16 protein-coding genes are annotated in these 21377 nt (G+C 67.6%); 5 read left to right on the forward strand and 11 right to left on the reverse strand.

The features are described from left to right. The first annotated feature begins 86 nt into the window (after positions 1 to 86). Both EJV47_RS03450 and EJV47_RS03455 read left to right on the forward strand, forming a co-directional pair. Entirely contained in the window at positions 87 to 1133 is a 1047-nt protein-coding gene (locus tag EJV47_RS03450) for a DNA/RNA non-specific endonuclease (protein WP_207895822.1), read from the forward strand. A gap of 40 nt (positions 1134 to 1173) precedes the next feature. Next, positions 1174 to 2367, forward strand: a complete 1194-nt coding sequence (locus EJV47_RS03455) for a trypsin-like serine peptidase (RefSeq protein WP_126691753.1) — start codon at positions 1174 to 1176, stop codon at positions 2365 to 2367. A 12-nt stretch (positions 2368 to 2379) separates the two neighbouring features. Here the strand turns inward: EJV47_RS03455 and EJV47_RS03460 are convergent, their stop codons facing one another. From EJV47_RS03460 to EJV47_RS03495, 9 genes are all read right to left on the reverse strand, one after another. Continuing rightward, entirely contained in the window at positions 2380 to 4275 is a 1896-nt protein-coding gene (locus tag EJV47_RS03460; RefSeq protein WP_126691754.1) for a T9SS type B sorting domain-containing protein, read from the reverse strand. Positions 4276 to 4467: 192 nt separating this feature from the next. After that, the gene (locus tag EJV47_RS27895) at positions 4468 to 4635 is read right to left on the reverse strand and encodes a hypothetical protein (RefSeq protein WP_165903603.1); all 168 of its coding nucleotides are present in this window, start codon (positions 4633 to 4635) and stop codon (positions 4468 to 4470) included. Positions 4636 to 5191: 556 nt separating this feature from the next. Beyond that, the gene (locus tag EJV47_RS03465; RefSeq protein ID WP_126691755.1) at positions 5192 to 5815 is read right to left on the reverse strand and encodes a tetratricopeptide repeat protein; all 624 of its coding nucleotides are present in this window, start codon (positions 5813 to 5815) and stop codon (positions 5192 to 5194) included. Next, positions 5803 to 7185 (reverse strand): hypothetical protein, encoded by a 1383-nt coding sequence (locus EJV47_RS03470; protein ID WP_126691756.1) that lies wholly within the window; start codon positions 7183 to 7185, stop codon positions 5803 to 5805. The genes EJV47_RS03465 and EJV47_RS03470 overlap by 13 nt, the downstream gene beginning before the upstream one ends. Further along, the gene (locus EJV47_RS03475) at positions 7167 to 9368 is read right to left on the reverse strand and encodes an urea transporter (protein ID WP_165903604.1); all 2202 of its coding nucleotides are present in this window, start codon (positions 9366 to 9368) and stop codon (positions 7167 to 7169) included. Before EJV47_RS03475 ends, EJV47_RS03470 begins: the two co-directional genes overlap by 19 nt. A 163-nt stretch (positions 9369 to 9531) precedes the next feature. After that, positions 9532 to 10914 (reverse strand): type III PLP-dependent enzyme domain-containing protein, encoded by a 1383-nt coding sequence (locus tag EJV47_RS03480; protein WP_126691758.1) that lies wholly within the window; start codon positions 10912 to 10914, stop codon positions 9532 to 9534. Positions 10915 to 11047: 133 nt separating this feature from the next. Next, the gene (locus tag EJV47_RS03485) at positions 11048 to 12139 is read right to left on the reverse strand and encodes an ATP-grasp domain-containing protein (protein WP_126691759.1); all 1092 of its coding nucleotides are present in this window, start codon (positions 12137 to 12139) and stop codon (positions 11048 to 11050) included. Between the two features lie 80 nt (positions 12140 to 12219). Continuing rightward, entirely contained in the window at positions 12220 to 12459 is a 240-nt protein-coding gene (locus EJV47_RS03490) for a PqqD family protein (RefSeq protein ID WP_126691760.1), read from the reverse strand. A 321-nt stretch (positions 12460 to 12780) separates the two neighbouring features. Further along, positions 12781 to 13938, reverse strand: coding sequence for a glycosyltransferase (locus tag EJV47_RS03495; RefSeq protein ID WP_126691761.1), 1158 nt, complete (start codon positions 13936 to 13938; stop codon positions 12781 to 12783). 316 nt (positions 13939 to 14254) lie between these two features. Between EJV47_RS03495 and EJV47_RS03500 the strand changes: the two genes are divergently transcribed. The 3 genes from EJV47_RS03500 (at position 14255) to EJV47_RS03510 (ending at position 17033) form a co-directional block, all read left to right on the forward strand. Beyond that, the gene (locus EJV47_RS03500; RefSeq protein WP_126691762.1) at positions 14255 to 14623 is read left to right on the forward strand and encodes a T9SS type A sorting domain-containing protein; all 369 of its coding nucleotides are present in this window, start codon (positions 14255 to 14257) and stop codon (positions 14621 to 14623) included. 530 nt (positions 14624 to 15153) lie between these two features. After that, complete coding sequence (locus tag EJV47_RS03505) at positions 15154 to 16263, forward strand: sensor histidine kinase (protein ID WP_126691763.1); 1110 nt, start codon at positions 15154 to 15156, stop codon at positions 16261 to 16263. Then, positions 16260 to 17033, forward strand: a complete 774-nt coding sequence (locus EJV47_RS03510) for a LytR/AlgR family response regulator transcription factor (RefSeq protein ID WP_126691764.1) — start codon at positions 16260 to 16262, stop codon at positions 17031 to 17033. Before EJV47_RS03505 ends, EJV47_RS03510 begins: the two co-directional genes overlap by 4 nt. Before the next feature lie 344 nt (positions 17034 to 17377). Here EJV47_RS03510 and EJV47_RS03515 read toward each other — a convergent pair whose 3' ends face one another. Both EJV47_RS03515 and EJV47_RS03520 read right to left on the reverse strand, forming a co-directional pair. Next, entirely contained in the window at positions 17378 to 17584 is a 207-nt protein-coding gene (locus EJV47_RS03515; protein WP_126691765.1) for a PID-CTERM protein-sorting domain-containing protein, read from the reverse strand. 13 nt (positions 17585 to 17597) lie between these two features. After that, positions 17598 to 21119, reverse strand: coding sequence for a LamG-like jellyroll fold domain-containing protein (locus EJV47_RS03520; protein ID WP_126691766.1), 3522 nt, complete (start codon positions 21117 to 21119; stop codon positions 17598 to 17600). Positions 21120 to 21377: the final 258 nt, after the last annotated feature.

The following is a 21377-nucleotide window of genomic DNA, read 5'->3' on the forward strand; positions in this document are numbered from 1 at the left end:
CCGGCTTAAAAAAGCCCTGAAGCGCGGCCAAAATTCAGTGCTGGCACTGATTCGGCGGGCAAAATATGTGGGGAATTTGCCGCCCTGTGTCCTGCATCGAAGCGGGCACCGCAACCACCACCTTCATGGCTACCAATGAATTAACCATTGCCGTTACCGTCCGGCTCGGCGACAACCAGCTAACGGCTGAACTAGCGCCCCAGACGGGCGTGTTGCCCCAGCCCGCGGCGGCCGTCGCAGCCCTAGAGGCCGCGCGGCCCTTAGGCTATTATATTGGTTACGAGGGCTACGACGTCAACTTTCTGGGCCAGCCGGTGCCGCTACCGGTGCTGACGGACGAGCAGCGGCGCAACGCGGCCAAGAACAGCAGCGCCACCGCCGGGCAAGACCCGACGGTGCTGCCCTACACCCACTTCAGCATCGTGATGAACCGTCGCCGGCAACTGGCCTACTACACCGCCGTGAACATCGACGGGGCGCTGATTCCGCCTGCTGAGGACACCACCCGGGGCAAAGACAAGTGGTTTTACGACTCGCGGATTGCCGAGTCGGAGCAAATCGGGGAAACGCTCTACGCCCGCAACGCCCTCGACCGGGGCCACCTGGTGCGCCGCCTCGACCCGGTGTGGGGCCCGTACTGGCAGCGCGCCAACGACGACACCTTTCACTTCACCAACTGCTCGCCCCAGCACGAGAAATTCAACCAGGGCAAAGATTTGTGGCAGGGCTTGGAAAACTACCTGCTCGACGCGGCCGACATACGCGACAAGAAGATGACCGTGTTTACCGGCCCCGTCATGGACGAGGACGACCCGCTGTACAAGGGGGTGCGCCTGCCCCTCGCGTTCTGGAAAATCCTGCTTTACCAGCGCAACAACCAGCTGGTGGTAGCGGCCTACGTGCTGGAGCAGGGCAAGCTGATTGCCGACATGCTCAGCGCCGCCGCCCGCGAAGCCGCCTTCGAGCCCGGCGCGTTTCGCGTGCCTCTGCAGCACCTCATCGAACGCACCGGCCTGCAGTTTGCCTTTCCCGAGGCGCAGGAACTGGACTTAAAGGACGGCGGCCTCAATGAGTTCGAGGCGGCACACGAACGGGTAGCCCTGCGCTTCGGCTACCGGGACCTAAGCATGTAAGGCGAGCCACCGGGCCTCTACTTCGAAACGGTTATTTCCAATGAGCGAATTACCTTCCCAGGCGCAGGACCAGTTTCTGCAGCGCCTCAGGGCCACCGCGCCGGAGCGCGACAGTACCCGCAGCAAGCTGGCCACCAATTCCCTGATTTCGGCCGACACTCCCGAGCGCCTCGAAAAGCGCAAAAACCGGCTGCTGGCCCACCGCAGCATGGCCACTGCGCTGCCCGACACCCACCGCGACATGCTGCTGAGCGGCGCAGTGCTGGCCACCGCCCCCGCCGAGGTGAAAAACGCCTTCGAGGTCCTGATTGAGGGGCGGGATATTCAGCAGGCGTGGTTTCTGCCGCGTGGGGCCGAGCTGCGCCGCACGGTGGGGCGGGTACACATCCGCAACGCGTCCTACCGCGAAGGTTGGGGCACGGGCTTTCTGGTGGCACCGAACCTGCTGCTCACCAACCAGCACGTGCTCGAGTCGGCCGACGTGGCCCGCCACAGCTGGGTGGAGTTTGAGCACGAGGAAACCTACAGCGGCCAGATGCTGCGCTCGGCCATCTTTGATTTGTGCCCCGACGTGGTGTACCTCAGCAGCCCCGCCGACGACGGCCTCGATTACGCCTTGGTGGCGGTGGCCTCCCAGCCCCGGCAGGCCGAAAGCAACTGGCCCCAGGCCACGCTGGCCGGCTTCGGCTTCAATCAGCTGAGCAGCGAAGAAGGCAAGCTGGTCAAGGGCGAGCCAATTCACATCATTCACCACCCCGAGGGCCAGGCCCGGCAGCTGAGCCTGCGCAACAACCGCCTGATGGCCCTGGCCGATGCGCAGCTGGCGGGCAGCTGGATGCACTACGAAACCGACACGCTCCACGGCTCCTCGGGCGGGCCGCTGTTCAACAATCAGTGGGAGGTAGTGGGCATCCACCACGCCGGCGCCGTGAAGAAGGACGAGCAGGGCCGGCCCCTGGCCATCGGCGGCGCCCTCTGGACCTCCGACATGGGCGAGAGCCGCAAGTGGTACTACGCCAACGAGGGGCTGCGCATCAGCCGCTTCATGCAGGACGTGGTCCAGCGCTTAAAAACCTTCACGGCCTCTACCCCCGATTTTACGCTCACCGGGCAAGGTCAGAGCCTGGTAGAAGCCATGTTCAAGCCCACCGCCGGCCCGGCAGCCGGGCGGGTGGACCCGCCCACCGCGCCCCCGCCTCCCACCGACCCGCCCCGGCGCTTCAGGCCGGAGTAATCGTCGGGACTATCAGCGCACCACCTCCAGCCAGCCCTTGAACTTGCGGCCGTTGGTGAAGGTGACCAGGTAGTAATAGGTGCCGGCTACGCCGCTACCCGGCCAGCTGAAGCTGCGCTCGGGTGAGTGGTACACCTCGTTGCCCCAGCGCGAGAAGATGCGCACCCCGGCGAAGCGCGAGTCGCAGAGGTCGGGCGGCAGGCCGGGCAGGGTGAACACGTCGTTGAGCCCGTCGCCGTTGGGCGTGATGACGTTGGGCGGCAAAAAGGCCACGGTGTCGGCGGTGGGCACCATCAGGAAGCGCACCACGCGCTGCTGCGGCAGCGGCGTGCAGGTGGCCGCCTCCTGCAGCCGGAACGTCACGGTCAGCTCCGTGGGGACGGGGTTGTTGTCGCAGGTGGGCTGCCAGGCGAAGGTGCCGGTGGCGCGGCCCGAGCCGTTCTGGGCCGTAAAGCGCATATCCACCGTTGCCAGGTCGAAGTTCTGCCCCTCGGCCGTCATGGTCAGGGCGTTGTTGTCGGCGTCGAGGCCCAGCAGGTTGGCGGTGTAGGGCTGCCCGACGGGCACCTGCACCAGCACCGGCGGGGCCGCGGCGTCGAGGGGCGGGGAGGGGAAGGTGCTGGTCAGCTGCGGGGCCGTATTGGGGGCAGTGCGCGCCGTGAAGGCAATGCGGACGGTGTCGCGCTTGGGCAGGGAGCAGCCGTTGTCGGCCACGACGACGTCGAGCAGAAACACCCGGCCCTGGGAGTCCAGGCAGTCGGGGAAGCACAGGGTGGCGCGCAGCGTATCGGGGGCGCCGGGCGTGCGCACGCGGCCGGTGGTGGCGGTGGTGAAGATGGGCCCCGGTGTGCCGGCGGCCACGGTGAAGTTCACCGGGTGGGTCGACAGCGTGAGCTGGGAGTTGGCGTCGGGGTCGGTAAACAGCAGCTGAATGCAGTGGTCCTGGCCGGGCAGCAGGCGCAGCGTGTCGCGGGCGGGGCGGTAGGGCTGGCGGGTGCCGGGCGGCATCATCACCATGCTCGGGGCCGCGTTCTGCGGGCAGGCCAGCACCATCAGCTGAAAGTCGCGCCGCGTTTCCCCGATTTTGACGCCCCGGCGGTACTCCGCGCAGCGCACCCCGAACACGAACAGCCCCAAGCGGGTGGGCCGCACCGTCAGCCGGCCGCTGCGGCCATCGATGGTCATGGTGGGCGCCCCGGGAATCTGGTTGGCGGTGCTCAGCCCCGCGTTCCAGGTGATGGGGCTGAAGGGGCCGGGCAGCGCGGTGCCGAGGCTGACGGTGGCGGTGTTGGTATGCCCGTTCAGGGGCGTCACCATGTCGTAGGCCAGGGAGTCGCCGTCGGTGTCCTGGCCGCCAAAATCGTAGTAGAACAGCTCGCCCAGGCAGGCGTAGTCGCCCAGGGGCGGGAAAATGCGCGGGGTGGAGTCGCGGAAGGGCTGCCCGTTCTGCACCACGGCCGGAAACTCCAGGTAGAACGCCTGGGCCGCGCCGCCGGGATTCACGATGTTGGTGATGCCGTTGTTGCGGCAGCAGCGCTCCACGGCCACGTAGTAGCCGGCCGGGCTGGTGTACACGTTGCCGGCCAGCGTGACTTCGCGGCTGTACACCAGCTTGCGGGTGCTCAGCGAGCCAGCCGTGCAGGAAGGGTTGGTGTAGTTGACGAAGGTGTTCGAGGTCAGCGGCAGCGTCACCTGCGCCATCAGCTGGTCGGTGCCCTTGGCGAAAATGCCGGCCAGCAGCTGCTGGTCGAGGGCGCCGCTGTTGCCGTTTACCGCGTCGAAGTAGAGGTTGAGCGTGAGCAGGTAGGTGCTGCCCGAGCGGTACTGCAGCTCCATCTCCCCGCCCACAATATGCGTGGCGCGGGCCGGCCGTTGCAGGCCGAGCAGCAACAGAAGCAGGAGCAGCAAATGACCCCGACGAGCTAAGCCGAAAGTAACGGGAGGCAGCATGGCAAAAGCGGAAAATAGCGGATGAAAAGTAGGCGTTTGGCGATAAGGAGCAGCTAGGGTGGGCGGAAAAAGAACCCGGCAAAAAGCCGGGCGCGCGGGCCGGCAGGAGCGGGGCCGTCGAAACCGGGCGTCCGACGGCTCCGCCCGGGCTTAGCTGGCGCCGCCCGTGCTGGTCGTGGTGGTCGGGGCCGAGGGCGTGCCGCAGCCGCCTTTGCCGCCCGCTTTGGGGCCGACTTCCGGGGTTTCGCAGGCGGTGAAGGCGAGGCTGGTGCCCAGCAGCAGCAGGCCCAGCCCGACGCGTAGAGAAGCAATGCGCATAGGATGAAGGAAAAAAAGTGAACGAAGTGGCTGGTTCGGGGTGACACCGGCGGCGGCCAGCCGTCCGCCGCAACGGTGCTTACCGGGGGCCGCCCAGCGGCAGTCCACTCGGGACGCGGGGCGGAATGGTTGGGTCGAATCCAAAAGAATTCAGGGCCGCACCGGCAGGGCAACTCCTGGTTTCAGCGCCAAAACAAGGGTCAGACGCCCGCGCGCCACAACGCAATAGACCATCGGCCCCAGAATACCGACGAAACACCTTTCCCGGCTTTCTATGCCGGCGCAGCCGGTCGGAATAATTTCGGAATAAACTCGCTGGATAGCAAGTATAAACGGCCGGCCTGGCGCCGGTTTAGCCGTCGAAGACGGCGTAACCGGTGCCGGAAATAAAGCAGGTTTCCAACCTGCGTCGAACGTTGTTTCGTCGGCCAAAATGGTCGTTGGGGTGCCACACGCAGGCTGAAAGCCTGTGTTATTATCGGCACCGGTTACGCCGTCTTCAACGGCTAAACCGGCGCCAGCCGTTCAAGTACACCTTTGACTTACCAACTCAGCGCTACTGCGCCCGTTTCAGGCCGGCCGTGGCGGTGGCGTCGCCGGGGCGGATGAGCAGGGCTTTCTGGTAGAGCACGCGGGCCTCGGTTTTCTTGCCCAGGTTCAGGTAGGCCCAGGCCAGGGAAAGGTTGGAGTCGTAGTCGAAGGGGTAGAGGTTGACTACCTTCTCGAAGTAGCGGGCGGCCTGGGCGTAGTCCTTGCGGTTCAGGTGGATAATGCCCACCCAGTAGTTGGCCTGGGTGTTCTGCGGGTCGATTTTGAGAATGGCCTGGTAGAGCGTGAGCATGCGGTCCACCTTGTTGAGGGCATTGAGCGGCTTCACCAGCCCGAATTTCGGCTCGATGGCGTAGGGCCGCTGCTCGGTGGCTTTCTGGTAGTAGGCCTCCGATACCGGGTAGTTCTTGGCCAGGAAATACAGCCAGCCCAGGCGCAGGTTCTGCTCGTAGGTGCCGGCGTAGCCCTTTTTCAGGGCCGCAATAGCGTCGGCGTACTCGCCCTTGGCCTCGGCGGCGTAGCTGCTGGCAAAGGCGGCCGCGGCGTCCTGAGCGCGGGCGCCGAGGTGCACGGTCAGGGCCAGGAGCAGCGCCAGGAGCCGGGAAGAAGTGAAGGGTTTTACCAGGTCCATGTAGCGGCGAGGGTCAGCGTATGTTGGGTATAAAACGTGAGCGTCTGAATCTGGGTGCGGGCTTCGGCCCCGTAGTGCAGGCGCGTTACCCAGTGGCGGCCGGGCAGCGGCACCAGCAGGCCCAGCCCCAGGCGGCGGCGCAGCGGGTCGAGCAAGTTATACACGTAGGCCCCATCCTGGTCGGCCAGCACCGGCACGCGGCCCCAGCCGGCGTAGCCGTCCACCCACAGCCGCCGGGCCAGCCGGGCACCCGCGCCCAGCACCACGTGCGGGGCGGTGCGGCCGGCCGTGCGCACGAAGCTGGCGCGCCCGAAGCCGTACAGGTGCAGGTTGCCCAGCGGGTAGGCGGTCAGCTGCAGTTCCGTCTGGGTGCGGACCGAGTCGGTGAGGCGGCCGGCGTACAGGCCGGCCTGCAGCTGCCAGTGGGGCCGCACGTAGCGCAGGGCCGCGTAGCCGAGGTGGCCGGGGTAGCGCGTCTCGTGGAAGCGGCTGCCGGTATAGTGGTAGCCGACTTTGCCCTGCAAACGGGCCGGCAGCGGCACGGTCAGCAACGCCTGGTAATCGAACTGGCGCACCGCCACCCAGCGGGGGCCGGGGCCGGGCCCAGGGCCCGGCCCAAACTCGGGCACGACCACCCGCACCTGCTGGGCGTAGTGCGACACGGCCTGCCAGAGTGCCCAGCCACCGCCCCACTGGCTGCCCAGGCCCAGGCGGCCGTAGCTGGCGGCGCTGCGGTCGGCGGTGCTGGGCCACTGCCCGCCCGCTTCGGCTTCGGCGCGGGCCAGCAGCCGCGGGGCCAGGCGCAGGGTGCGGCGCGCGGAGTCGGGCAGGGGGCGGGCGGCCCGGGCGGCGGCTTCGCGCTGGTTCAGGGCCAGCCAGGCCAGGCTCAGGCCGAGGCGGCTCTGCTCGTCGGCGGAGTTGTCCAGCAGGGCCCGCTCGTAGTGGCGCACGGCCTCGGCCGGCCGCTCCCGCAGCGTGGCCGCGAAGCCCAGGCGCTGCCGCAGGGCCGGGTAATCGAGGCCCAGCCCGATGGCGCGGCGGCCCACTGAATCCAGCAGGGCCCAGCGGTGGCGGGCCAGCAGGGCGGCAGTCAGGCTGTCGACGTAGGCAAAATCGGCCGGGTCGCGTACGAGCGGGACCCGCCGGCGCAGCGAATCGGGCCGGGGCCAGACGCCGGCCGGCGCCCCGGGCTCCTGCACCAGGCTATCGGGCAAAACGACGGGCTCCACCACCAGGCTGTCGGCCGGCTCGCGCACCACCGAGTCGAGCGGGGCGGCGGGCACCGTCTGGGCCGCGGCGGGACGTACGGCCAGCCCGAGCAGCAGCGCGCCGAGCCAGAGCAGGGGCAACATCAGGCGACGGGCTGGCATACGAGGCGAAGGGGCGAAGATTGGTGGGGTAGCTGCACGCGCAGGCCGGCCAGCGCGCCGTGGACCAGCTCGATGTCAGTTGTTTGCAGCACGCGGGTGCGGCCGAAGTAGCGCAGCTCGGCGCGGCTGCTCAGCTGCAGCCGGCGCGGGTGGTACGGGTCGTCGGCACCGTGGTAGCGCAGCGCGAAAGTGGGGTGCACGAAGCGCACGAAGGGCGCCGCAAAGTCCTGCGCCCATTTCAGCACAGGGCTCCGCAGCAGCGTCAGCGGGAAGGTGTCGGGCAGCTCGGGGCCGGGCAGGTAGCTGAGCAGCACGCGGTAGGCGGCGCGGTAGAAGAGGTAAAGCCAGCTCGATTCGTCGCCGTAAAAGGCCGTGAAGCTGAAGGCGGCCAGGCTGCGCTCGAAGTACGCCACGGCGCCGGTGCGGTGGCAGTAGAGGTAGGTTTTGTTGTAGGCATCGGTAAACACCTCCCAGCGCTGGGGCGGGGCCGCGGGGTTATCGGCGTCGCATACGTCGAGCCGGTAGCCGGGCGGCAGCTCGAAGGCCAGCCGCAGCAGCGGGTTCAACGGCAGATTCTGCACCGATTCGCCCTCGGCTGGCACCTGGAACGTGCGTACGGCCGGGCCGCTGAGGTAGTAAGCCAGCGGGTAGGCCAGCGTGCGGGAGCCGATGTAGGGCGTGGCCTGCACCTGGAAGTGCAAGTGCGGCTCGGGCGAGCGGCCGGAGTTGCCGCAGGCGCCCAGCAGCTCGCCGCGGCGCACCAGGTCGCCGGGCTTCACGGGGGAGGAGTGCGGGCGCAGGTGGGAGACTTTCGAGTACAGCCCCGGCGCGTGCTGCAGCACCACGGTGTTGCCCCAGTTCTGGCGGGTGTTTACCTGGCCCACCGGGTTGTCGTCGATGTGGCTCACGACTTCCACCACGGTCCCGTCGGCCGGGGCCAGCACGGGCTTGTTGTAGCAGTAGAAGTCGGCCAGGTTCTGGCCCGCGCCGCGGTAGCTGCGGCCCTCGGCGTCGAGCAGCATGAAATCGAGGGCCTGGGCCCACTCGCCCTGGTGGGTGGGGGCGCCGTCGTAGCCCTGCGTCACTTGCCACTCGCCCAGGAAGGGCAGGCTCAGGTGCACGTACAGCTGGCTTTGCAGCCGTTCCCGGTCGTTGGTGAAGGCGTAGAGGTTGCGCTCGGGCGAGTAGCGCTGAATGGGCGTCAGCGGCAGCCAGCGGCTATCCACGCGCAGCAGCAGCACGTACAGAAACAGCTGCGAGGTGAGGCAGAAGGGCAGCGAAAACGCCGGCAGCCCCAGCCGGGCCAGCAGGCTGCCCAGCCCCGCCACCAGCACCGCCGTGACGGGCACGCTCAGCAGGGCCCACAGGTACGAGGCCGCCGAGGGAATGACGAACACCCCGCCCACGGCTACGGCAGCCATGATGTAGTTGGCCCCCAGGATGTAGTGGTTGATGGCCCCGTCCTGGTACACGCCCGTGGCCATGCCAAAGGCGTAGGCGCCCAGGAAGGCCACAACCGAGAGGGAAAACGCAATGCGGGAGTGCCAGAGCAGCCCCAGGGCCATCAGCAGGCCCACCAGCGGGCTGTCCTGGAAAAACACCGAGCTGAGGGCGCGCAGGTAGGTATCGGGCATGAGCGGCAGCTGCCAGCCGTTGAGCCAGTGAATGAGCTGCAGCAGCGGCTCCCCGCCCACGGCGTACATTTCGTTGAGCCAGTAAATGCCCCGCTCGTTCAGGGCCAGGGCGTGAAACTGCTCGGCCGCCGGCGTGAGCAGCCAGATAACCCCCAGAAACGGCACCGACAGCGGCGGCAGCCCCCGGGGCCCCAGCCAGCCGCCCAGCGCCACCGTCAGCAGCAGGGCCAGCAGCGCGCCCACCAGCAGCACCAGCCCGTAGGCCCAGCCCGGCTCGTAGAAGGTGCCCAGCGCCAGCCCGACCAGCAGAGCGTTGAAGCTGTAGGCGCCGGTTTTGAGTACTTCCCGGTCGAAGCCCAGCAGCCAGGCCCCGCCCGCGGCCAGCAGCGCGGCCGTCAGTCCCGCCGCGCCCGCGCCGGGGTTGGCAAACGAGAGCAGCAGCAGCAGGGCCGCGAAGCCGCGGTGCTGGGAAAAGAAAATCAGGCTGTAGCTGCGCAACACGGCCAGGGCAAGCAGGCGCAGGGGCGTATTGGCAGGAGTAGAAGGCAAGACGGAAACGAGTAAAGACAACAAGCAAGTTAGCGCCGCCGCTCGGCTATTGCCGAGTGGCTTCTACGCCTGAGGGGCGGTGCCCCGAATTCGGCCGCGCCGTGTGGACTTCACTGGCTTGGCGGCGCGGAAGGCGGCCCGGCACAGCCGAGCTAGGTTCCACTCACTCGGCAGTGGCCGGGCGAGTGGGGGCCACTGCAGCGGGCAGCAGATGCCCCGGCACCTCTTCCAATTGTTGCAGGTACTCCACCGTCTCGGCCTGCCGGATGCGGTGGGGGCGGCCCTGCGCATCGAGCAGCACGATGGCCGGGCGCAGCGAAATGAACTGCATCCATTGGGTCATGTTGTAGGCGCCTACTTTGTGCACCACCACCTGGTCACCGCGGTTGAGCAGGGGCAGGTTCACCGATTCGCGCAGCTGGTCGATGTTCATGCACATGGGGCCGAAGAGCACGGTGTCCTCGGTGTGGTGCGAAAACTCGCCCGCCGGGCTGATGCGGTGGTCGTACCAGAACGAGGTGAAGAGCAGGTTCACGCCGAAATCGAGGATGGTGGCGCGGCGGCCGTCGGCCAGGCGCTTGGTGGCCAGCACCGTGCCCAGCAGGTAGCCTGCGTCGTCGACAAGCACCCGGCCGGCTTCGAGGATGAGCAGGGGCAGCTCCTCGGGGCGGAAGCCGGCGCGGTGCAGGGTGTCGGCAATGACCTCGGCAAACTCGTCGAGGCTGGGGGCCGTGTCGGTGCCGGGGAGGTAGGCGCCCTTGAGCGTGTTGGTGCTGGGGAAGCCGCCGCCGAGGTCCAGGTATTGAATGGGGGTGTTCAGCTGGGTGAGGCAGCTCCAGGCCAGGTCGGCCAGCTTCTGGGCGGCCACGCCGTAGGGCTTGGTGCTGAGCATGAAAGTACCGATGTGGCAGTGCAGCCCCACCAGCTCCAGCCGCCCCGAGGCCACAATGCGGCTGATGGCGTTCCAGGCCTGCCCGTTTTCCAGGTTGAAGCCGAACCGGTCCCACTGCGGGTACACGCCCGCGTCGAGGTTCACCCGCACCGCCACCCGCGGCCGGCGCGCCAGCCCTTCAGCCAGGCCCAGCAGCTCGTACAGCTCGTCGAAGTGGTCGAGGTGAATAACCGAGTCGTTTTCGGCCGCCAGCTGCAGTTCCGCCCGGCTTTTGCCCGGCCCGTTGAACAGAATCTGCGGGCCCGGCACGCCGTTGAGCAGCGCCTTTTGGTACTCGAAGCCCGATACCACCTCTGCCCAGGCGCCTTCCTGGTGAAACACCCGGCACACCGCGTTCAGGTAGTTGGTCTTGTACGACCACGCGAACTGCACCCGCGGGTAGCGCGTGCGGAAAGCCCGCACGGCCTGCTGGTAGTTGCGCCGCAGCTGCTTTTCGCTGAGCACGAACAGCGGGGAGCCGAACTCCGCCAGCAAGTCCTCCACCGCTGCGCCATCGACATGCGTGACGGCCTGGGCCTCCGAGCGGGAGCCGAATTTGTTGAGCGGCCCGGCGTTGAGCTTGCGGATTAAGGGTCGTTCGTAGCGTTGTTTCATGGGTGAGGAAGTAGCGCGGGCTTCAGCCCGCGTTCGGCAGATAGTAATTCCAGTCGTCCACCCGACCATCGTGCTACGACAATCGTCTGGCCGGATGCGGGCTAAACCGCAGGAAGGCGTAGCCAAGCCCGCGCTACAGCTCGCCCAGGGCCGAAATCTGGTGAAATTCGTGGTTGTCGGTTATCAAATCCCAGGCGTAGCGGATAAACATGCGGCCCACGGCGTACGTCGTCCAGGGCTCCACCGGCAGGCCCAGGGCCAGGCGCAGCAGGGCGGCGGGCTGGTTCTGGCCGGCGGCGGCCGTCAGGTATATCCAGGCCGGAAAGCGCGGGTTGATTTCCAGCACGTACAGCCGGCCATCGGCGGCGCGCATCAGCTCCAGCTCGCAGCCGCCGCGCCAGCGGGTGCCCTGCACGAAGCGGCGCGCCAGCTGCAGCAGCGTCTCGTCTTCCAGCGTGATGCCAGCCCAGGCCTTGCCCTTGTCGGTGATGTAGAGCTTGCGCATGGGCACCGCGCTTAGCGTGCCGCCCTGCCCGTCGCCCAGCGCCGCCACGTTGATTTCGTGGCCCGGCACGAATTCCTGGGCAATAACCGGCAGCCCCCACTTGGCGCTGAGCTGGTGAAAGGCCTGGCGGGCCTGCTCCAGCGTGTGCGCCACCGTGGCGTCGTAGAATTTGCCCTTCACCACCAGCGGGTAGCCCAGCTGCTCGGCCGCCGCGGCCAGCTCGTCGGCGCGGTGCAGGGGGCGCTGCCGGGGCACCAGCAGCCCGTGCTCCTCCCCGAACGCGCGCAGGTTCAGCTTGTCGCGGGCTTCGAGCTGACCGAGCGTGGGCAGAAAGGTGCGGATGCCCAGGGCTTCCAGCCGGGGCACCAGCCGGGCGAAGTTGGGCAGCTCCGCGTCGAAGTTGGGGATGATAACGTCCAGCCCTTCCCGCTCGTGAATCTCGCGCAGGCGCTCCAGCAGCACCTGCGTCCCGGCCGAAGGGTAGGGCAGCTGGTAGGTTTTATCCACCAAATCGTGCAAGTAAATGCCCGGCTCCAGCGCCTCGTAGCTCAGGCCAATGACGCGCAACTCGAACTCCGCCGCCTCGCGCAGGGCGCGGATGACGGCCACGCCCGGCCCGGGGCTGTCGATGGCGTTCAGCCCCGTCACGGCCACGGTGCAGCGCCGTTTGGGGTGGTCGGTAGTCGGTAGGTGGGAGTCAGACACGGGAGAAGGCAGCATGATCGGGGAATACGGGGCGTAAGCAGCGCAGCAGAGGACGAGCAGTGAAGTCCTGCTTGTGACTACTTAATACCAACTACCTAATCCAGCAGCTGAAAGTCGCGCAGCTGGGCCACGAGGTCGTCCCAGTCCTTTTCCAGCTGGCGGGGCTCCACGTCGTAGCGGTTCAGCAGGTGAGTTTTGATGTCGGCCGGGCTACGGTCCTGCTTGAGCAGCTGCAGAATCTCAGTAGCCAGCCCGTTGGCCGCAAACGAGTCGCCGGTGGCGGGGTTGAAGATGAACCCGGTTTCGCTGGTGGCAATGTTCTTTCGGAGTTTCATAGCGGGCGGGCTGGTCAGGCGGTCTTGCAAAGGTGGCACGAGCCCGGCAAAAGGCCGGCGGCTCCTTTAAACATACGCCACCCCAGCCGCGCCGGCCGATTTCCAATCGACCAACCGCCCGCAAACGCCGACGAGTCGGGCGCCGGGCATGCGGCCCGCGGGCGCGGGTGGGCGCCGTTGCTGCCCCAATGGCCGCGTCGTCCGGGCGTTAACCGCAAAACCAAGCAGCGTCACTCATTCACCACCACTCGTGCGGGGGGCGCAAACGCCGGACTTCGGCGGCCATTGGGAGGGGTAGAGCTGGGAGCGTAGGAGGCGGTTTTAGGAGGCCAGATAGTGCAGAATGTCGGTGAGCAGCTGGCCTTCCTGGGCGGCCGAGAAGTAGGTGACCAGCTGCGGACTGGGCGCGGCCCGGCGGGCGGTTTGCAGCACTGTGCGCGTCTGCAGAGCGCAGAAAGTCACGTCGCCGGCGGGGTACAGGTGCTGCAGGCCCGGGAAGTCGGCGGCGGCGGCGCCCTCGGCCGCTACCACGGGGCAGCCGGCTGCCAGCGCCGCCAGCAGCAGCGAATCGTAGTCGTCGAGGGCCGCGGGGGCCAGCAGGGCGTCGAGGGCGGGGAAGAGCAGGCCGCCGGGCTCGGGCAGGTGAAAGGGCCGCAGGTATACGCAGTGGTGCAGCTGCAGGGCGTAGGCGTGCTGGCGCAGCTGCTGCCAGCGGGCCGCGTGGGGCGGTGTTTGGGGGTGGCCTACTATTACCAGGCCGGCTTCCAGGCCCAGCTCGGTACGCAGGCGGTGCAGCACTTCCAGGGCAAAGAAGCCGCTCAGGCCGTCGTCGGCCACGCCCAGTAGGGGCGGCTGCGCGGGCAAATCGAGCAAGCGGCGGGCTTCGGCGGGCGCGGCGGCTCCTACGCGCCGGGCCGCCGCCGGCAGTCCGGGCGGCACCACCCACAGGCGGCGGGCTTCCAGGCCGGTGCGGGCTTCCACGGCGCGGGCCGTGCCGGGCAGCGGGGCCAGCCAGGCATCGAGCGGGCGGCGCCACTGCCGGGCCCACCAGCCCGCCGGGGCGGCCGTGCGCAGCGGCTCGTGCTGGCGGAACAGCAGGCGCAGGCGGCCACCGAGCAGCAGCTTGGCGGCGCCGGCCACCGGCAAATCGGCGGCGCGGGCCACCAGCAGCGCCCCGATGCGCTGCCGGTGCAGCCAGCGGGCCAGCAGCCAGGCCGCTCGCGGTACGCGACCCGGGCCCCGGTCCGGCAGGGGCTGCACCGGCAGCAGGCCGGCGGCGTGGTGGGCCAGGGAGGAGGAGGCCGCCGCCACCAGCTGCACCGGCTGCGCGGCGCGGTGCAGGGTGGCGCACAGCCGCAGCAGGTGCTCTTCGGCCGGACCCAGGTCGGGACTCAGGTTCAGCACGGCCAGCGGTTCGGCCGGGGCCACGGCGGCACCGGGGTGGGCGGGGGCGGGCGGCGGGGTGAACAAGGCAGGCATACACCGGAGGACTAACGGGGCGAAGGCGAAAGAGCTGGCTCAAACCTAGCGCCCCGCCCGCCGCCCTGCCCGGGCATCAGACCAGCCGGCCGTTTGTCTCGACCAACGGCCGGTTTTGCGGGCCCGCTGCCGCTCGCACCGGCGGCCCGGGCGGCAGGTACGCCCAGATAGAAAAACCAGCTATTCGGCGACACATCCGGGCCCGTCGCAGAGTGGCGGCTGCAGACGCGCCGGCGGCTTGCTAGGTTTGAACCACGTTCTGCCGCTCACTACGCTTCATCCTCTGACAACAACCTTACCCACGACGCCGAGCTCTATGGCCTGTCTGCTTTCCAGCATCCCCGGTTCTGTGCCGGCCGCCCCCTCACCGGAGCTGCTGACCGTTCAGCCCGAACCCGGCACCCAGTTTCGCCTGGGGCAGAATTACCCGAACCCTTTCTACGCCGAAACGACCATTTTCTTTTCCCTCGCCGCGCCTTCCGATGTGCTCCTGGCCCTGTACGATTTGCGCGGCCACATGGTGAAAGAGCTCAGCCAGACGGGCTTGGGCGCCGGCCCGCAGGAGTTTATTCTGAACCTGCCGGCCCTGGGCCTGCCCCGCGCCAGCTACGTGTACCAGCTGCACGTGCACAACGCCGCCGGGCACTTCACCGATTACCGACTGATGACGGCCGCCGCGCCGTAACGACGATATTTTTTTGTGTTGGGGGAAAGGCCGTTCTGTTTCAGAACGGCTTTTTTATTTGCAAGTGCCTGCCAGAATGATAGTTGAGTTTTGCCTGTGGTCTGTGGTAACCAATCTTCACGGCGGAGCAGGAAGGCGGCAGGATGAGCGGAAAAAACCGGGCAGCCGGCCCGACGGCAGCACGGCGGCGCCTTGCGGCAGCGCAGGTGCTCGGTCCTGAGCCCGCCGCCAAGCCCGTTCGACCCGCCCCATCCGCCCGTCAATTAGCGCCCGAATGGGGCCGGTAAGCGCCGCCGTCACCTGCAAACGCCCCGCGGGCTCCATCCGAACGGAATAAACCCGGCGCTGGTCGGTAAACTCCGGCCGTTGGTGGAGCCCGGTAGCCGGAATCTACCCGCGCGCGTAGCTTTGGCCGGGTGATTGGTAAACGGCTGAATGGCTACATGCTCAAATGGCTGATGTTCGGGCACCCCACACGTTGTAACCGCTAACCATTCGACCATTCAGCCATTTAACAATTATCAGCCCCAATGCCCCTGAATTCGTCGTTTCTGCGCCATGCCTCCACCGTGCTGCTGCACGCCCTGATCTGGGGGCTGGTGGGCCTGCTGCTGGCTTCGCCGCCGCCCGGGCAGCCCAGCCCGCTACCCACGGCTTTTTGGCTGAAGCAGGCCGCCGTGCTGGCTGCGCTGATGGTCTTGTTCTACGCCAATGCGCTCTGGGCCGTGCCGCGCCTGCTCTACCGCCGCCGCGTGTGGCTGTACCTGCCGCTGCTGCTGGCGGCCGTGGCGGGCGTGCTGCTGCTGCATCAGCGCCTTGAGGTAGCCCTGAACGTACCCGAGCTGCTGGCCCAGGCCCGTGAAAACGCCTTGAACGTGAGTGCCTGGTGCGGGCCGCGGCCCCACGTGCAGCTGGGCCCGCAGGACGCGCCCGAGGTGCTGAACCCCGCCATTCTGCTCATCACCCTGCTCACGCTGGCCATCAGCACCGGCACCACGGTGGTGCAGCGCGCCCAGCGTGAGGCCCAGCTGCGGCGGGAGCTGGAGCAGGAAAAGCTGGCCACCGAGCTGTCCTTGCTCAAGGCCCAGATCAACCCGCACTTCTTCTTCAACACGCTCAACAACATCTACGCCCTCACGCTCATCGACGGGGAGCAGGCCCGCGCCGCCCTGCACCGCCTCTCCCGCATGATGCGCTACGTGCTCTACGAAACGCCCGCCGGCACCACCTTGCTGAGCCACGAGCTGACGTTTGCCCAGGACTACATCGAGCTGATGCACCTGCGCCTGACCGACAAAGTGCAGGTGACGCTGGATGCCCCCGCGCAGGTGCAGGAAGTGCAGATTGCGCCCATGCTGCTGCTGCCCTTCGTCGAAAATGCCTTCAAGCACGGCGTCAGTGCCACCGCGCCCAGCCGCATCTACGTGGGGGTGCGCCAGCCCGAGCCGCACGTGCTGGAAATGGAAGTGCGCAACACCCTGTTTCCGCCGCGGCCCGGTAGCCTGGAAGAGCCCGGCGGCATTGGCCTCGTCAATACCCGCCGCCGCCTGGAGCTGCTCTACCCCGGCCGTTACACCCTCACCGTCAACCCCCGCACCGACCAGAACGAGTACCAGGTGCTCCTTACTTTAGCCGTATGATCCTGAACTGCATTGCCGTCGACGACGAGCCCCTGGCCCTGGGCATGGTTTGCGCCTTTATCGAGCAGACGCCGTTTCTGAAGCTGGTGGGCCGCTACGGCAGCGCCGTGGAAGCCTTGCGCGGCCTGCACCAGCCCGATATGCAGGTGGACCTCATCTTCCTCGACATCCAGATGCCCGACCTCAACGGCCTGGAGCTGGCCCGGGTGCTGGGCCGGGGCGAGGACAAGGCCCGCATCGTCTTCACCACCGCCTTCAACCAGTACGCCCTCGAAGGCTACAAAGTCGACGCGCTGGACTACCTGGTGAAGCCCTTCAACTACGACGAATTTCTGCGCGCCGCCCTCAAAGCCAAGGGCTACTTCGAGCTGATTCGCCGCCCGGCCCCCGCGGCCCCGGCTCCCGCAGCCGCTCCGCCCGCCGAACCCGCGCCCGTCCCGGCCCCCGAAGACCAATACCTCTACCTGAAAGTGGAGTACCAGCTCGTGCGCGTGGCCCTGAGCGACATTCTTTACATCGAGGGCCTGAAGGACTACATCAAAGTCTACCGCCGCAGCGAAACCAAGCCGCTGCTGTCCCTTTCCAGCCTCAAAGCCGTGGAGGACAAGTTGCCGGCGCGCCGCTTCATGCGCATTCACCGCTCCTACATCGTCGCCCTCGACCACATTGCCAGCGTCACCCGCGGCACCGTGCAGATTGGCGGCGAAACCATTCCCGTCAGCGACAGTTACCGCGAGGCGTTTGATAAGTACCTGAGCCGCTGGAAGTAGGCGAGGCATTTGCGCTAACGGTTGCTGGTAGCCAGAGCGCGCAGTCCTGCAGCCGCGTAGCGGCGCCACGTTGGTAGAGTCACCACGCGAAAAGAACCAACGAGCTGCAGCGCAGCGGCATGGCCCCGGTGCCACGTGAACGTCAACGCCCGTTCAACCTCAGCAAGGCCATGCCGCTGCGCTGCAGCTCGAAATGCTTTCATCCGCCAATTCCTACCAATATGGCGCCGCTCGGCGGCTGTAGGATGGCGCCTGGCGCCAAGTCGAATCGGGGATAGGTCCTTTTAGAACAGACAACGGCCACCCGAATCCGGGTGGCCGTTGTCTGTTCGGTGGAGCTTGGGTTACTTCCGGCGCTGGCGCAGGCGGCGCAGGGCGTAGGCCGCCCCGCCGGCCAGCAGCAGGGAGGCTCCGCCGTCGATGGGCACGGCGGTGGGGTCGGGGGGCTGGTTGCCGGGCACGGGGCCGCCCGAGCCGGGGTCGGTTTGGGCCAGGGCGGGGGCGGCGGCCAGGGCCAGCAGCGGGAGCAGAAGCAGCAGGGGGCGTTTCATCGGTGGAGGAAGCTTAGTTCAAGACGAGTTTGCGGGTGAGCGTACCGGCGGCCGTGCGCAGCTGCATGGTGTACACCCCGGCCGGCAGCCCGGCTACCGACAGCGGCTGCTCCAGCAGGCGGCCGTTCAGGCTCAGGGCCTCGCGGCGCACCAGCTGCCCCAGGTTGTTGAGCAGGTGCAGCTCGGCCTGGCCGGCCGTCAGGCCCGCGGCGGCCACCGTCACCGTGCGGCCCTGGGCCGGGTTCGGGTACACCGTCAGCTCGGTCCCGGTCAGGCGCGCCGACTGAGCGGCCGTCACGCGGGCGGCGTTCAGGTGCAGCACGAAGCGGGCGGCGGTGCTGCCCTGGCTGAGCTGGGCGGTGTAGCTGCCCAGCCGCAGGTCGTGCCAGGTGCCGGTGAGGCGGTCTTCCAGGTACAGGCCAGCAGTGGCGGCGAAATTCACCAGCTGCTGGGGCTCAAAGGTGAAGCTGCCGGCTTGCGGGGCGTGCACCGTCAGCGGCAGGGCCACGGGCTGGGGGCCGGTGGGCAGGCCCTGGATGCTCAGCGCGTCGGGGCCGGCCTGCTGGTAGAGGCTGGGCTGCAGCCCGCCGTTGAGCTGCACTTTCAGCGCGTCGAACTGCCCATCGAAGCCCGCGGTGGCGCCGGCCTGCTGGTACACGTAGAGCACGTCTTCAGTGACCGAGCCGGCGGCGCGCAGGCTCAGGGCCAGCAGCGGGCGGGTTTCCTGGGTGCGGTTCAGGGCCGGGTTTTCCAGCGTCGTTACGCGGTGCGTGTTGTTCAGCGCCAGGGTGGGCGTGCCCGAGGCGGCCCGCACGAAGAAGGCCTGGCCCATCGGAATCAGGTGGGAGCCGCCCACGCCGTTGACGTAGCTCACGTAGCCGCCGGCGTAGGGGCCGGTGCTGCGGTACACGTAGGCCGCCCCGTTCATGCCGCTCGGGATGCTCACCAGGTCCCAGTCGAGTGGGGAGGGGAAGGGGTTGCCGATGAGGTTCCAGCCCGGCGCTGCGGCCCCGCGGCTCAGCGCAATATTCACCGCGCCGTTGGTGAGCGTGCCCACGAAGTCCACCGTTTGCGGCGTCAGGTTCACGGTGTAGCCGCGGCCGGGCGTCAGCGCGTCGGTCAGCGCCGCCGGCGACTCCCAGCCGGTGTCGAAGGTATTGGAGAGGCCGGGCTGCAGGCGCAGCTCGTTGTAGGCGAATACCGTCGGGAAGGGCACCACCGAGCCGGGGTTGGCAGTGGCGTTGTAAGCGGGGTTGACCACCGGGGTGAAGTTGCTGGCGGCCAGGTCGGCCACCGTCGAGCCGCTGACCGGGGCGGTGAGGTGGCGGTAGCCGGTGCCGGGGTTCAGGGCCGGGCTAATCCAGCGCTGCACCGTGACGGGGCCCTGCACCACGCCGGGGTTGTTGTACACCGAGGCTGTGCCCGAGCTGTTGGATACCAGCGTGAGCATCTGGTTGTTGGTGTTCAGGTTGCCGGCCAGCGTGAGCAGCCCGCGCACCTGCACCGGGGCCAGCAGCCGCGCCCCGCTGGTGCCGATGGTGAGGTTGCCAAACTCGGTGTTGGCGTTGCCGCCGATGTCGTCGAGGGTGGCGCCCAGCATGGCAATGGTGCCGCCGGTCTGGTTGAACGAGCCGCTGTTCAGAAACTGCCCGTGCACCGAGAACGTCCCGCCGCTCAGCGTGAGCTGCCCGCCGCTTTCGATGGTGATGTTGCGCACCGCCGCCGGGGCGCTGATGACGGGGTAGCGCGGCATGCCGGCCGGAATGGTGATGTTGTCGCCGAAAGTGGGCACCACGCCGCAGGCCCAGTTGGCCGTATTGTTCCAGTCGTTGCTGACCGAGCCGCTCCAGCTGAATTGCCCGCCCACGTTCACCGTCACCACGGCCTCGTCGTAGCAGCCGCTGTTCACGTTGGTGGCCCGCACGCGGTACTGCTGGGTGCTGGGCGGGTTTACCAGGATGGAGTTGTCGGTGCTGCTGATGATGTTGGTGGTCGGCGTCCAGGTGTAGGCAATGCCCTGGCGGATGCTGGCCGGGTTGTTGATCCACGCCGGGGTGGCGCTGGCCGCGGCCAGGGTGCCGTTGTTGCCATTGGCCGTCTGGTCGACGAAGGCCGTGCCCGAGCCCTCGTCGAGGCGGTAGTAGGCCACCAAGCCGGGCTGGGTGCCGAGCACGGTTTTGTTGTAGTCGGCCTGAATCTGGGCTTCGGTGCGGGCCACGTTCCAGAGGCGGATTTCGTCGGCCTGCCCGTTGTAGTACTCCGTAAAGCCCGGCTGCTGGCCCAGGGTCAGCGGGTTGGTGTTGATGGTGACGGTGCCGGTCTGCGGCTCGTCGAGCACCTTGGCCCCGTCGATGAAAATCTTCACCCGGCTGCCGTCGTAGGTGGCGGCGGTGTGGTGCCAGGCGTTGCGCAGGCCGGCGTAGGGCACCGTAAAGGTGCGCCAGCTGCCGCTGATGTGCAGGTAGAGCACCAGGGTGTTGAAGTTGTCGTTGGAGCGCGGGAAGATGTAGCCCGTGTTCTGCGTGTTCGAGGATTTGCTCACCACGTTTTGCACCGAGTTGCCGGTACCCACGGGGTTGATCCAGGCCTCCACCGTCAGGGCCGAGGTCAGGTTCAGCGAGCTGCTGGCCGGTATGGTAGCCATGTCGTCGGCGCCATCGAAGCGCAGGCCGCGGCCGGCCACGGAGGCGGTGCTGTTCGTGCCGGTGGCGGTGAGCGTGACGGAGCCGCCCTGGCAGATGGTGGTGCTGCCGGCGGGCGAAATCGTCACCGACGGCGCCGTGTCGGCCATCACGTTGAAGGGCGCCGAGGTGGCCGTGCAGCTGGCGTTGTCGGTCAGGCGCACCGAGTAGGCCCCGGTGGTCGTGATGTTCGACAGGCCCGGGCCGTTGGCCCCGGTGGTGCTGGCGGGCAGGTCCACGCCGTTGCGGGCCCATTGGTAGCTGGCCGATTCGTCGGACAAAGCCACCGCGTCGATTTCATTCCAGCCCGGCACGGCCGCCGAGTTGATGGCCAGGCGCACGTCCTGCACCGCAAAGCTGGTCTGCGGGAAGTTGATGTTCAGAATGCGCGAGTTGGAGCCCGCCGAAGCGGCCGTAGCCGTGTACACCGGCACCCAGGCGTTGGTGTTGGGGTTGCGCACAAACACCGTGTCGATGGCGCCGGGGTTGTAGGTTTCCCAGATGAGGATGCGCTTGGCCGGCGCTGGGTTGGGGAAGCGTAGCACCAGGTACTCGCGGGTGCCGTCGGCCGCGCTGCTGGCCCAGCTGCCGCTGATGTCGCCGTGCTGCGGATAGACGTTGGGGGTGCCGGTAGCCATGCTGGCGGCCCAGCTGCTGCTGTATTCGGTGCTGAAGCGCAGCACCGAGGAGGCGTAGCGCACCGGGTTGGCGCCGAGCGAAGTTATCAGGCTCACCTGCCCGTTGCAGACGGAGGCCGCCCCGAACGAGCTGACGGTGGGCGCGGGGCACTGGGCCTGGGCGGAGTAGGCGCCCCAACTGCTCAACAGCCCAAGCAGGAGTATGGATTTGGTCATAGTAGAGAGAAGAAAGAACAGTGGTTCAGAAAGCGCAGCGGCCAAAGACAGCAGGCTGTCAGGGAACTACAAAGGAACTGTTCTGCCTTGCACTCAGCAATGACATTATTGGGTTATGAAGGGGCCACGGCATCACATAATCATGTGAGGCGGGGGGTAATGGGGGTAGGGGGGTGTGAGGGTAGGAGTTTAGGAGTTGATGAATTGAGAAGGGTAGGAGTTTTAAGGCTCATCGGTCTGAGCGTATCGGGTTAAGGC

It is taken from the genome of Hymenobacter gummosus, assembly GCF_003970915.1.
GTDB classification, from domain to species: domain Bacteria; phylum Bacteroidota; class Bacteroidia; order Cytophagales; family Hymenobacteraceae; genus Solirubrum; species Solirubrum gummosum.